Source organism: Exiguobacterium acetylicum DSM 20416 (assembly GCF_000702605.1).
Classification (GTDB): Bacteria; Bacillota; Bacilli; order Exiguobacteriales; family Exiguobacteriaceae; genus Exiguobacterium_A; species Exiguobacterium_A acetylicum.
In genome coordinates, this window is record NZ_JNIR01000001.1 from 769,932 (window position 1) to 783,813 (window position 13,882).

The window sequence follows — 13,882 nt, forward strand, 5'->3', positions numbered from 1 at the left end:
CTCCCTCAATTCAAATAATTTGAACTGCCCCATAAAAGTTGGACATAAAAATCCAACTTTTATGGGGTGTTTTTTATGGTCAAATATACAAAGGCGTTTAAAGTCCAAGTCGCTGAGCGTTATCTGACAGGACGAGACGGATACCGAGGTGTAGCGATAGAATTCGGGATAGCACGTGAACTGATCCGCGAGTGGTCGCGTCTCTATGAGCGTTGGGGGGAAACGATCTTCGATCCTTCCTATACAAGCTACTCGCTGGCATTTAAACTGGAGGTATTAAACGACATGGTGACCAACAGGCTGTCCAATATAGAGGCGGCCGTAAAGTACCGAATTTCTTCCCCAGGGACGATCTCGAGATGGCGATCGACGTATGAACGGGAAGGGACCGCAGGTCTGGTCGCCAGACCGAAAGGACGTGCCCCGATGGCGAGACGCAAGAAGAAGGAATTTGAAGAGATGACAGAAGTCGAGAAGCTCAAAGAGCGGATCGAGTATCTCGAGATGGAGAACGCTGCGTTAAAAAAATTGAAAGCCTTGGTTCAAGAAGAGAATGCGCGACGAACCGGATCAAGGCACAAGTAATCGACGAATTGCGGTCAGTCTATCCCGTTCCGGGACTCCTTCGCGTGCTCGGTATGGCACGAAGCGTCTATTACTATTGGCGGACGCGCCTGACGGGCGAGGACAAGTATGCGGAGGTGAAGACAGCTATCCATACTCTCTTCCACGAACACGAGGGACGATGTGGCTATCGTCGCATCCACGCACTTCTCGAACGCCAAGGCTTCCGGCACGATCCGAAGACCGTACGCCGTCTCATGAATGAGCTCGGTCTAAAATGTCTTGTCCGTATGAAGCGATACCGCTCCTATAAAGGACGGGTCGGAAAGGTCGCACCGAATCTTCTCCAACGTGACTTCAAGGCCACCGGCCTGAACCAGAAATGGGTGACTGACGTCACTGAGTTTCACCTGTTCGGGGAGAAACTCTACCTCTCGCCGATGATGGACTTGGGAAATCGTGAGATCATTGCTTATACCCTATCGGACCGCCCTACCTATCAATTCGTTGGTGAAATGTTGGATCAGGCAATCGGGAAGCTCGACGGGAAAGCCCGACCGATTCTGCATTCCGACCAAGGGTGGCATTATCAATATCGAGCGTTCGTCGGTACGCTTCACGAGCACGGCATTACGCAAAGCATGTCCCGTAAGGGCAACTGCCTCGACAACGCAGCCATCGAAAGCTTCTTCGCTGTGCTCAAGTCAGAGCTCCTGTATCTCAAGGAGTTCGATGACATGGACCACTTCAAATGTGAGCTCGAGCGTTACATCGAGTACTATAACCATCGTCGTATCAAGAGACGACTAAAAAACCTGAGCCCGGTGGAATACCGGACTCAGGTCCTCAAGGTCGCCTGACAAATTATTTATTGTCTAACTTTTTTGGTTCAGTTCATAATTTAAGGGAGTGTGTGACATTTAAGCTGTCTTCGTTTGCTGAGAAGACGGCTTTTTCGTTTGCCAACATATATAGAATTACTGTTCACTACTTTTCTTTGAAACTGCGACCCATACTTCACTATAAACCTGTTCAGGGTCGTCACCGTGAATCGTAAAGGAGATGGCAGGCAAGTCAATCAATTCATAACCAGAGGAAGGTAACCATTCAGAATATGATCGAGCCATCGTATCTTGTAAAGTTGCTGGGAAAGGTCCACGATTCGGGAAAATGACCCATGTCGATGCATCGATGTACAACTGTTCAAGTCCTATACCGGAATCAGTTAATTTTTGCGTTGTAGCATATCCTAACATATGAGTAAGTGAACCGGTTTCTTCCTGGAATTGTTCCTCATGATCAAAAGATACATTCAATATATGATTAGGATAAAGATCGGCCATTGCCTTCATTTGTCGTCGTTGATCCGTCGTGATGGATTGGGCAAGCTCAATGATGGATTCATTAACCCCTTCAAATTGAATTGGTACACGTTTAGAGACACCCGTTATAAAAAATGAACTTTTTTCTTCGATTTTAAACTCCATTGAAGTTCCTCCTTTAATTTCTAAATAAAATGTGAAGGGAGGAAAGTTTTTTTGAATCTGATGTTTTATAGCAAATGACGGTAAATAACCTGACCAGTTACGAAAAGCTCTCGAAAAACCTTCTACAGAACGGAAGCCATACTGGAAGGCGACCGTAGTGACAGAAGCACCTTGAATTAAGTCGCGATTCGCTTCTGATAAACGCCTTTGTTTAATATACTCCGTTAGTGTTACCCCGGACATATAAGAAAACATTCTTCGAAAATGATAATCGGATAGTCCTGTCAGTCGAGTAATGTCTTGAGGTGATAGTTCTTCCGTCAAATGTTCATCGATATAACGCATCAATTGATTTAATTGATCGAGCAATATTTATTCCCCTCCTTTCACTATTCACTATACGTGTCGCTGACAAAGGAGACTTGATTCTTTGCATACGAATTAAGTCGATTGGTGAGAGTCATCATTGTGGACAATTTATATTATCTTCTTTTTTAAAAAGAAGTAAAAGCTTCTACTCCGTCAGATGAACTTATGAATCCGGTTTCACGCTTCGACGCACAGACGTAACAAATTATGTAGAAACAAGCTATATCAAACTTTCTGCATAATTTTCAGAATATTCTCCAGATAAACTCCTAGCACGAGCTCTTAAACGTATGGTATTCTTTCGAACGAAGTACTTCATCTGCTTAGGGAGCGGATCAAGTCGATCATCATCAGTGGGGGTTTATTATGTCTAAAACTGTTCCAACATCATTTATCATCGTCATCGGTATGATGCTCTTCGCCTTGTTCTTCGGGGCAGGCAATCTCATCTTTCCACCGATGCTCGGACAGCTCGCAGGGGAGCATGTCTGGGTCGCCAATGCCGGTTTCCTCGTTACCGGTGTCGGTCTACCATTGCTAGCGATTCTCGCTTTCGCGTACTCAGGGGAACGCGATCTACAAGCGATGGCGTCACGTGTCCATCCCGCATTCGGAATCGGGTTCTCGGTCATCTTGTATCTGGCAATCGGACCATTCTTTGCGATTCCACGCGCCGGAACGGTCTCATATGAGATCGGAATCAAGCCATTCTTCAGTGAGTCAACGAGCCACTGGCCTTTACTCATCTTCACGGTCTTGTTCTACACGGTCGCTTGTCTTTTGTCGTTGAACCCGACGAAGATCGTCGATGTTGTCGGTAAGGTACTGACACCAATCAAGATTACGTTCATCGGTCTCTTGATCGTCGTCGCCGTCCTTCATCCAATCGGAAGTTTTCAGAATCCTTTGAAGACATATCAGTCGAATGCCTTCTTTAACGGTTTCCAAGAAGGATACATGACACTGGATGCACTTGGGGCCTTCGTCTTCGGTATCATCATCATCGCAGCGATCAAGGAAAAAGGCGTCACGTCAAAGCGACAGTTGTTGCTGATTTGTACGAAAGCGTCCTTGATTGCAGCAGCTTTGCTAGCAATCACGTATTCGGCGCTTGCCTTCATGGGTGCTTCGAGTGTCTCGGAAATCGGACAACTGGCGAATGGCGCAGAAATCTTGTCGGCTGTGTCGGATCATTACTTCGGTGAATACGGTGCGATCTTGCTCGGTCTGATGATCACGGTAGCCTGTATGACGACAAGCGTCGGTTTGATCACGGCCTGTGCATCGTTCTTCTCGGCACTCGTGCCAAAAATCTCGTACGTCAAATGGACGATTGGTTTATCGGTCTTCAGCGCACTCGTCGCGAACATCGGTCTGAATCAATTGCTCGCCGTCTCAAAACCAGTCTTGATGACGCTTTATCCACTGGCGATCTGTCTCATCTTCTTGACGTTCTTGCATCCACTCTTTAAAGGCAAACCAGCCGTTTATCAAGGGGCGCTGTGGATGACATTCCTCATCAGCTTGTTTGATGGATTAAAGACAGCAGGGATCAACGTCTCAGCTGTCACGGACGTGTTCGATGTAGTATTACCGTTTGCTTCCGTCAGTCTCGGGTGGGTCGTTCCAGCGATCATTGGTGGAGTGATCGGAGCAGTCGTTGGTAAGAAAACAGCGGAGACACACTCGTCGTCGCGTATTGCTTAAAAATTAAGTCCCTTCACTCAGATTACACTGGGTGAAGGGACTTTTTTGTTGTGACGGTGCAACGTACTTTAGCAACAGTTGTTGACAAAAACCGGTAGAGTGATGCTATAGTGTTAACGAAAATGATATTCATTATCAATTAGGGAAATTCAAAGTTGATATACGAAAAAAAGTATCAGGTAGCAAATGTTTTTAGGAGTGAGTTGGAAATGACAGAAGCACTACATACATTTCGAGTGAGGAAACACGCATTACAAACAGGAGGACAATTGGCGTTACGTCCGAGTTTGATCGTCGTCATACAAGGCGCTGGCATTACCTACACGGAAAGAAAACGTCTAGAGGCGGGAGAAGCCTGTTTCGTCAAGAAATCAGGTGAACGATTCATCGTTCAGGAGGGGCATTGTCTTTTGTATCAGTTAGAGGTTGAACTGACGCCATTTCCAATCTTCCGACAACCAACGAATGAACTAGTGGAGTGCTTAGAACGAATGCACAGTTGTCCAGAAACAATAACCGGTTCTCTTAGACAGCATCGCTATCTGTATCAACTGCTGGAGCAATTAAGTGAACGTCGTCATGAGCAGACGTTTGAGGAAGTGACGTCCCAGTGGTTAGAAGAACTCGGGAAATCAAGAACAGTCAGTGACTTGGCAAATGAGTTGAATATGTCACTGCCGACGTTTTCCCGCCAATTCAAAAAGCACTACGATCAATCACCCAAGGAACTGGTTCATCAATTGCGGATGCAACGGGCGAAGGAGTGGATGATTGCACATCCAGATTGGACGATTGCTGAGATCGCAGAACGTGTATCAATCAATGATGAATTTTATTTCAGCCGTCTCTTTAAAAAACGTGAGGGACTATCACCAAGTCAGTACCGGAAACGGTTGATTCCACGGGTCGGAATTTGGAGTCAAGCGTTGTTGCAAGATCACTTATTGGCACTTGGCATTCAACCTGTCATCGCACCGACTTTTCCGACACAATATCGTTCGAACGGTGTGCCAGACTATTTAAGTGAACTCGAAGGTACGCAACTATACGACGCGTCAACAACGATTTTACCGGAATGGTTCGAGACATCAAATCTCGATCTCGTTTTACGGACACCGATACGAGGTGAATCACTATCTATGTTAATGTCTTGTCCGGTCATCGATATTCCGAAACAAACTTGTTGGAAGGGTTACTTGTATGCTGTTGCTACGGCAACCGATACGCTTGAGCGAACGACTGACATCATCAACGAAGTCGAGACGCTTGAAACAATTGTGAAGCAACAGTTCGAATTCAATCGGAATGTGACATGGGCCGTCATTTGGATCAGAGACTCAGAAATCCGACTGTACGGACGAACAGGGCATACGATGTTGGATTTTCTGTTCAGTGAAATCGGTTTACAAGCCGTGGAAGGACTTCCGCATGCCGTCTACATGACGATCGACTTAGAAACATTACAGCAGTTGGATCCGGATGGTCTGTTCATACTGTGGAGTCAACCTGCAGATGTGGAACGAATTCGAGGAACGAGGGTGTGGCAAACGCTTCGTGCCGTTAGGACGGGGCGTATATTTTACCCAGACAGTGTCGATTGGGATCCGTGGGGACCACTTGGGAGAATGCATATGTTACGTCAATTGCATACGTATATCAGCGATAGTAACTGTTTTGTTTGTCCATGAAGAATGAAAAGAAAATCCATGTCACTCATCATTGATAATGATTATCATTACAGGTGGAGTTCACAATGAGGCAGAGAAGGCTGATAAATGAACCTAAAAAGTCGTCGCCTTGTCGTACGAATGTTAGGAAGGATCGTTTGTTTGATTGGTGTTAAATCTCACGACGATACGTGACTCCTGGCATTTAATCGATTGTGAAAAAGGATTGAAGGAACTTGAAAACGTTTTACTTAACATAAGTGCGTATACGTACCATCAAAAACGGGGAAACCCGTTTTTCTATTGATATGGAATGAGAATGATTTTCAATAAGAGGAGGAGTAGAGCGTGCGAACATGCGAAGAACAAATCGAGCGATTAGCGACCGAGGTGACGCTTCAATCGTTCATGAACAGCTACATCAGAGAAGTGAACCCGGGCGAATGGGTCAACGAGAGACCGTTTGATGCATCCGAGATATCCTCTTTTTATTGGATGAAACCGTATCTCATCGAAATCAAACGTCGTTCCATCATCGGACGCCACGAGATTGGAATAATCCGTGAAAAGACAAAAAGCGGATGGCGGGAAGTTTCAGCCATGTCCTGTATCATCACCTGTTGCACCAAGCTTCAACAAAAAGATCCGGATCAAACGGACTTACTCTTTCGTGTTCTTGACAGTCACCGGACAGTGCAATTGATTTTAGAGGAACAACTGGACGCACAAGAGCAAGAGACATTCATCGATTATGAACAACGCTTGTGGTGTGGTCATTGGTTCCATCCGACCCCGAAAAGTAGAGTCGGTATGACCGACTGGCAACAAAAGGCGTATGCGCCTGAATTCCGTCAACCGTTTCAACTTCACTATTTTACAGTACATGAGACATTGCTCGAAGAACGTTCAGGTAGCTATGAGACAATCAGTCAGCTGATGGAAAATCAACAGGCTAACTCGATTCAAGCGACGGCACAAGAGCGAATCATTCCAATCCATCCGCTTCAAGCCGAGTATTTGTTGCGTCAGCCAACAGTCGAGCAATGGATTGATCAAGGTATTCTCCGTTATCATGGCGCATCTGGACCACTTTATAACGCGACTTCATCGATCCGGACCGTCGAAGCACTCGACCGAAGCCATATGTTGAAGTTATCCATACCTGTCCAAGTGACGAACTCAAGACGCGTCAATAAGCGGCACGAATTAGAGGCTGGTTATTTGATGCATCGCTTGTTTTGTCATCTGTCTCTTCCTGATACGTTTGACCTCATTCATGATCCTGCGTATTTAGCGATCCGGACTAAAGAAGAGACCGGATTCGAAGTCATTTTGCGAGAGCCAGCACCCCACGCGGTAAATGTTGCGGCACTCGTCCAACCAGCATTGCCGGATTCAGAATCACTCCTGTTGCGGCTCATCCGGCAGTCAGGATCAATCGAAACGGAGCATGTCACTCGGTGGTGGAAACAGTACTTGGAGTTGACGTTAGGAGCGATCGTCACACTGTATGAGGAACAAGGAATCGGGCTCGAGGCACATCAACAAAATAGTCTCATTACATTTGAAAAAGGATGGCCAGTTCGATATCACGTCCGGGATAATCAAGGCTATTACTTAGCAGACACGAATCGAGATTCCTTCATCCTGCTAGAACCGGAGTTGAAGCATACGACGTTGTTCTACTCAGAAGAAGTCATTGCTGAGCGTTTGACGTACTACATGATTTGGAACCATCTAGCGAGTGTCATCGACCGATTGGCAGCAGACACATTATTGAACGAAGAAGTTGCTATCGCGTTACTGCGTGAATGGTGTCAGGTACGAGTTGAAAATCTAGAAGGGAGAGGCAGAGCTTGGCTTTTGATGTTGTTAGAATCGTCGACACTTCCATACAAGGCGAATTTACTAACACGCCTTCAAGGACTAGATGAACTCGAAGTCGAGGGGGAACGGGTTTGTTTCGTCGACTTGGATAATCCGTTACGGGAGGGAAACTATGCTTTACGACAGCAAAACACGCATCTGCAAACAACTTCTTGAGAGTCTGTTATTTGAGCGGATTCTTCCTTTTACTGAAACGATTGTCGGAACAAAGCATTGTTTTACATTCCACTTAAAAGATAGTGAAGTGACAGTCGAAGGCAAACGTGGTCCGTTCGACCGAATACGGCTCGACATCAAGACGTTACGCTCATCGAAGTCATCCGGCGTCAATGACTGGTTTGAGTATCTTTTGACGCAATTGCCGATCTCGGACGACTTTCAGGAAGAGTTGCGACGTACACATGATTTCGATGACTTGTCGCAGCGACATCGTCTACGAATCCACCGAGCAGGCTTCGGTTATGAAGAGTTGGAGCAGACCATCATCGAAGGGCATCCCTACCATCCTTGCTTCAAATCAAGAATTGGCTTTTCGCATGCCGATCACGAGGCATATGGACCTGAAGCGGGCAATCGCTTCCAGTTGCATTGGGTCGCCTCGCCGCCTACGCTCGTTCAAGGAAATGGGATCATGCCGATTCGACGAATACTTGGACAGCATAAACTTCACGGTTTTTTGGAAAAGCTAGAGAGCTTGAATCGAATCGATTATCAGATTCTTCCTGTCCACCCATGGCAATGGTCACGTATCAAGCAGGAGGTGGCGCAAGTCGGAGGTATCGACTTAGGAGAAGGCGGGGTATTCGTGCAAGCGACGCAGTCGATTCGAACCGTTTTTTGTCCAGGTCACCCCGAACTACCGCATATCAAATTGCCACTCGACTTGAAGCAAACGTCAGCCGTTCGGACTTTTGCCGTGCCGAATGTCGTGGCAGCTCCTGCAGTATCGGATTGGTTGAAAAAACAGGCGAGTGAATTGCCGGTGACGCTGTTATCTGAATTTGCTTCATGCGTCGGCTCGAGCGGTCCACTTGCGGGTCGGGTCGGCTGTGTCTTTCGAGAAAACGTCTTGACGTATGCTCAACCGGGCGAGCAAGTCATGCCTTTGACGGCACTTGCTCAAATCGAGGTCGACGGAAGACATTTTCTAGGACCGTGGTTGGAACGATATGGTCATGAACGGTGGCTTCGTCGATTCTTCGTTGTCTATCTCGAACCGATCATCCGACTCGTCACTGAGAAAGGAATCGGTGTGGAAGCTCACGCCCAGAATACGTTACTTGTCTTACGGGACGGATGGCCGGAACGGATCATTCTCCGCGATTTTCATGATAGCGTCGAGTTCGTCACCGAGTTACTCGACGATCCATCGGATGTACCCGATTTTAAGAGGCTACATCCTGATTTTGATGCACCGCTCAACACGTATTACGAAATGTCACACCCGCTTGCCTTACGCGAACTGCTGTACGATACATTATTCGTCTATCATTTGACGGAACTAGCGTATCAACTTGAACAGACGGAGAACTTGAGTGAAGCGACGTTCTTTGATTGGATGCATCAGACGATCGAAGGATTGCCGATTGATCGAGACCGACTAGAACGAATCGGATGGTACGAACAAAGAGTAACAGCAGAAGCCTTACTGGCACCACGGTTTGGTTTGACGAATCAAATCGATGTAAAGAATTCACTCGTTCAACGAGGAGAGGAAGACGATCATGCTATGGATTGAGAAAGAATGGGTGACAGAAGAAGAATTGACGACACATGAACTGGTGAAGCAATCGTTCATAACGGAAGGGAAGACCGTAGCCATCTGTACGTCAGATACAAAAGCGTGGTTAGCCCTTTGTCTTGCGATGCGCCGAATGAATGGAACGATCCTGCCCATTCATCCGGATACGCCAGTTTCCGGTGCTGAGCGTCTAGCGACACAAGCCGGATGTGGTTATTTGATTTATCAAGAGACCATCGTTTCGCTTCCGGAAGCAGAAAAACGTGCGGGTGGATTGATTCAATTCAGTTCCGGTACAACGGGGCTACCAAAAATCATTCACCGGACATGGGAGTCGATCGAGACGGAACTGAATGCTTATACGAACAGTTTTCCGCTGACGACGAAAGCGACGATCGTTGCTTGTCCGACGACGCACTCATTCGGATTACTGTGTGGAGTGTTCGCGACTTTAAGACGTGGAGCAACACCAGTCATCCTACAAGACTTCTCACCGCGTCATGTGCTAGCAATCCATCGTTTGCATCCGGACGCGATCATCTATACGGCACCGGGACTGGCGTATGCGATGAGTTTGTTCCCGCAAACAGTTCACGCAGTGATGATTTCCGGGATGACATTACCAGAAAAGTGGTTCCGTTCGATTGAACGGAAGACACATCATTTGCTTCAACAATATGGCTGTTCAGAAATCGGCTGTATCGCACTTCATCCGAATCCGTCGAGTCCGCAAGCGATCGGCTTTCCACTAGAGCATCTTGAGATTGAAACTGGAACGAAGGGAAAACCAGCAGAATTAGTCGTTTCGCAACAAGGCGTACGGATCGGTACGAAGGATTTGATGTACTTTGAAGACGGGCTGCACTTTCTTAGCCGGCTCGATGAGATGATCAATGTGTCTGGCTTATCCGTCTATCCAGGGGAAGTCGAAGATGTCTTGTATCAGCTTCCGACCGTCGAGACTGTCGTCGTCTTTAAACGAATGGATGCGTTTCAAGGAGAGCGCGTCTGCGCTCAACTCGTGACGACAGCATCAGAGGAAGAACTGAAACAACATTGTATGAAGCATCTCGCACCACATCAACGACCGACGGAGTGGCAAATCGTTGAGCAAATCGAGCTGTCTGCGAATGGAAAAGTGAGTAGAAAACGATTGGAGGAACAAACATGTCCCGTTTAACGATTGCGCAATTCGAAGATATACTGACAGAACAGCTCGAATGGTCATCATCTGTCGCTGTCTCGACAACAGACTCTCTACGAGATGATCTAGGACTCGATTCGATGCGCTTGATTCATCTGTTGCTTCACCTTGAATTGGAACACGGGTTAGTGATTCCCGATGAGCACATGTCAGCCCTGCCCAAAATGCGAGTAGAAGAGTTGATGTCTGTTTTACAGGAGGTCGCACATGATTAAAGTACACTGTCTCGTCAGTTGCGTCTGCGAGACGATCAAACGATCGGACGCGGACCATCGTCCCTATTACTTTGGCGTGTGGGACTCTTCGTTCTCCTTGTCAGCCGATTATGTCCTCTCACATCATGATGAGAAGATCGATCATCAGGAGATGCTTGTTTGGTATGAACAGCTTTATGGCATACCTGTCGAAGAATGGTATGATCACGAGCAATCAAAGGAACTGAATATCGCACATCTTATTAAACGAGTCGAACAGAAAAACGAGGACGAGTCAGTGATTGTCATGTTGGATTTAGCTAGTCTACCTGAGCGCGAAAATAAATTTCACCATGATGTGTTTCCCCACTACGTCATGTTAGAGGCGACAGAAAATCCGGAAGTATGGCACATGCTTGATCCTGATTTCCGATATGAAGGTGATGTTGCACGCGAGCGTATTCTGGAAGCGGTACGTCATCCTGCTGTCGCTGGTGGGTTCGCGTTTCAGAGTACGGATGTTCGAATACCGGACGCGACGACGGTAAGTGCCTATTTCATGAGTTGTCTAAACGTACATCATCCATTGACCGAGGCAGTCAGACGTGTTGTGCATCACTATCGTAAACAACCTGAGGGATTACCGAATGCCTTAAAGCAGTTACCTGTCATTGCCATTCGAAAATACGCCTATGAGCATGCATTTGCTTATTTATATGAAACGATTGGACGCGACTTGCAGACATCTGATTTTGAAGAATGGACGGATGAGGTTGAAACATTAGTCAATCAATACTCTGTCATCCAGCATCGGGCTGTTAAATATGCTGTAACGCGTCAACCGGAAGTGTACTTGGAAATCGAACGATTGATCGAAGAACAATGGGCACGGGAGAGTGCAATTAAACGGCAACTCGTCGACACGTTCCATGCGTATCAACGACAGGAGGGGATTGAACATGAAACTCGCACTTTGCACGATCAGCTATCGGCATCATCTGCGTTCATTTAATGATTTGATCGATTTTGCTTCAGAAGAACGCTTTGACGCCATTGATATCTGGGGCGTTCATGCTGAACATTTAAGGATGGAAGAAGTCGATCGGCTGAACTCGTCCCATCTGAACGTCAGTATGTTGAGTCATTATTTAAATTTAAACGCATCGATGTCAGAACTACTTGCGGAGACAAAACGACTCTCGCGATTAGCGACACGAATCGGAACGGAGCGTATCCGCATCTTTGCTGGTAATGAGGCGAGCCATACCTTATCCGATGCAAAATGGGATCAACTCGTTTATCGATTGAAGGGGATTTGTCGTGTCCTTGATCCTGCAGGACAGCGATTATTACTTGAATTTCATCCGAACACTGCAACGGATACGGTTGCGGCAACGATACGTTTATTACAAGCGATCAATCACCCGGCATGTCGGATCAACTTTGACGTCTTACACGTCATCGAATCAAAGGCAGATCCCGTCGAAGCATACTTCAGACTTGCAGCGTATGTGGATCACCTACACTTAAAAACAGTGGCGAATGCTGAACAGTTTTCAGTTTTTGAACCAGCAAATGTCTATGCGGCAAGCGGATCGCGGGAAGGGATGGTTCCATTGTTCGAAGGGATCGTCGATTATCACCGGTTCTTTGAAGACGTTTCAGGTCATCTCGATCACTTGACGGCTAGCCTCGAATGGTTCGGTCCTGATCCGGACGAGCGATTAAGAAGTGATCGGAGTCTCATCACACAAGCTCTTGAAAGAGTACCCGTTTTGTCAAAATGATTCGAATCGATGGGGTTTAAACGTTAGTAGAAAAGGAAATTCCTCTACTGTATGTCATTGACTATCGTGTCCCTTACAGAAAGGATGTTGAAACATGTCAGAACGTGTCTTCATTAGTCCCTCAAAGTATGTCCAAGGAAAGGATGTCATTGACCGGCTCGGTACATATGTGAGCCCGTTCGGTGAAAAAGCGCTCGTCATCGCGGATGATGTCGTCTGGAAAATCGTCAAGGAACGCGTTGAACAATCGTTGTCTAGTGAAAACGTCGGCATCGAGAAAGCCGATTTCAGTGGCGAAGCCTCACGGCATGAAGTAAAACGAATCGCGGAGCAAGCAAAAGCGGCAGATGTTCGGTTCGTCATGGGTGTCGGTGGCGGGAAAACGCTCGATACGGCAAAAGCGGTCTCAGATGAGCTGAACGTGTCCGTCGTCATCGTTCCGACGCTTGCTTCGACCGATGCCCCGACGAGTGCTTTGTCCGTCATCTATTCCGACGAAGGGATTTTCGAAAGTTATCGCTTCTATAAGAAGAATCCTGATCTCGTTCTCGTCGATACGAAACTGATTGCGCAAGCGCCGGCGCGTTTCTTTGCGTCCGGAATCGCCGATGCGCTCGCGACTTGGGTCGAGGTTCGGAGTGTCGTCGCTTTTGGTGGACAGACGATGGCAGGCGGGCGACCGACAATTGCGGCACAAGCGATTGCCAAACGGTGTGAGGAAGTCTTGTTCGAGCATGGACGACTGGCGTATGAATCCGTCCAGGCGCAAGTCGTCACACCAGCACTCGAAGCCGTCGTTGAGGCGAATACGCTCTTAAGTGGACTCGGTTTCGAGAGTGGTGGATTAGCTGCAGCGCATGCGATCCATAACGGGTTCACAGCGCTGGATGGTGAGATTCACCATTTAACGCATGGTGAGAAAGTTGCCTTTGGTACACTCGTTCAACTGGCGCTCGAAGAACATCCACAAGAAGAAATCGAGCGGTACATCGCGCTCTACACGGATCTTGGCTTACCGGTGACGCTCGAAGACGTCAAGCTAAAAGATGCGTCGCGTGAAGATATCGTCAAGGTCGGCGAGGCAGCGACTGCTGAAGGCGAGACGATCCACAGCGGTTTCAACGTCACTGCGGACGAAGTCGCGGATGCGATCATCGCAGCTGACCGCTATTCGAAAGCGTATCTAGCGAAACATGCTTCTTCCTGATCGATGCGTTTAAATCCGCTTCCTCTACCGAGAGGAAGCGGATTTTTTATGGGCTTTCGTCGAATGAC

11 protein-coding genes are annotated in these 13,882 nt (G+C 47.2%); 10 read left to right on the forward strand and 1 reads right to left on the reverse strand.

Annotation, left to right across the window (positions count from 1 at the left end):
• The first annotated feature begins 75 nt into the window (after positions 1-75).
• A protein-coding gene (locus P401_RS18230; protein ID WP_412767679.1) for an IS3 family transposase occupies positions 76-1,424 on the forward strand; the annotation gives its coding sequence in 2 pieces (ribosomal slippage) (positions 76-535 and positions 535-1,424; 1,350 coding nt in all).
• Between the two features lie 117 nt (positions 1,425-1,541).
• On the opposite strand, the gene P401_RS0103945 is transcribed toward P401_RS18230, so the two are convergent.
• Positions 1,542-2,420 carry an AraC family transcriptional regulator gene (locus P401_RS0103945; RefSeq protein ID WP_029341309.1) on the reverse strand — a complete coding sequence of 293 codons (879 nt, stop codon included), beginning with the start codon at positions 2,418-2,420 and terminating at the stop codon, positions 1,542-1,544.
• 366 nt (positions 2,421-2,786) lie between these two features.
• Here P401_RS0103945 and brnQ point away from each other — a divergent pair, with 366 nt between their 5' ends.
• The 9 genes from brnQ (at position 2,787) to P401_RS0103990 (ending at position 13,814) form a co-directional block, all read left to right on the forward strand.
• Positions 2,787-4,127, forward strand: coding sequence for a branched-chain amino acid transport system II carrier protein (gene brnQ / locus P401_RS0103950; RefSeq protein ID WP_029341310.1), 1,341 nt, complete (start codon positions 2,787-2,789; stop codon positions 4,125-4,127).
• A 209-nt stretch (positions 4,128-4,336) separates the two neighbouring features.
• Entirely contained in the window at positions 4,337-5,815 is a 1,479-nt protein-coding gene (locus P401_RS0103955) for an AraC family transcriptional regulator (protein WP_051656233.1), read from the forward strand.
• Between the two features lie 327 nt (positions 5,816-6,142).
• Positions 6,143-7,837 carry an IucA/IucC family protein gene (locus P401_RS0103960; RefSeq protein ID WP_029341312.1) on the forward strand — a complete coding sequence of 565 codons (1,695 nt, stop codon included), beginning with the start codon at positions 6,143-6,145 and terminating at the stop codon, positions 7,835-7,837.
• Positions 7,794-9,419, forward strand: a complete 1,626-nt coding sequence (locus P401_RS0103965) for an IucA/IucC family protein (RefSeq protein ID WP_051656234.1) — start codon at positions 7,794-7,796, stop codon at positions 9,417-9,419. The genes P401_RS0103960 and P401_RS0103965 overlap by 44 nt, the downstream gene beginning before the upstream one ends.
• Entirely contained in the window at positions 9,406-10,602 is a 1,197-nt protein-coding gene (locus tag P401_RS0103970; protein WP_029341314.1) for an AMP-binding protein, read from the forward strand. The genes P401_RS0103965 and P401_RS0103970 overlap by 14 nt, the downstream gene beginning before the upstream one ends.
• Complete coding sequence (locus tag P401_RS0103975; protein ID WP_029341315.1) at positions 10,590-10,841, forward strand: phosphopantetheine-binding protein; 252 nt, start codon at positions 10,590-10,592, stop codon at positions 10,839-10,841. Before P401_RS0103970 ends, P401_RS0103975 begins: the two co-directional genes overlap by 13 nt.
• Positions 10,834-11,832 (forward strand): DUF6005 family protein, encoded by a 999-nt coding sequence (locus P401_RS0103980; protein WP_029341316.1) that lies wholly within the window; start codon positions 10,834-10,836, stop codon positions 11,830-11,832. The genes P401_RS0103975 and P401_RS0103980 overlap by 8 nt, the downstream gene beginning before the upstream one ends.
• Positions 11,780-12,607: a sugar phosphate isomerase/epimerase family protein gene (locus tag P401_RS0103985; protein ID WP_029341317.1), complete on the forward strand. Its 828-nt coding sequence runs from the start codon at positions 11,780-11,782 to the stop codon at positions 12,605-12,607. The genes P401_RS0103980 and P401_RS0103985 overlap by 53 nt, the downstream gene beginning before the upstream one ends.
• A gap of 94 nt (positions 12,608-12,701) precedes the next feature.
• Positions 12,702-13,814, forward strand: coding sequence for a glycerol dehydrogenase (locus P401_RS0103990; protein WP_029341318.1), 1,113 nt, complete (start codon positions 12,702-12,704; stop codon positions 13,812-13,814).
• Positions 13,815-13,882: the final 68 nt, after the last annotated feature.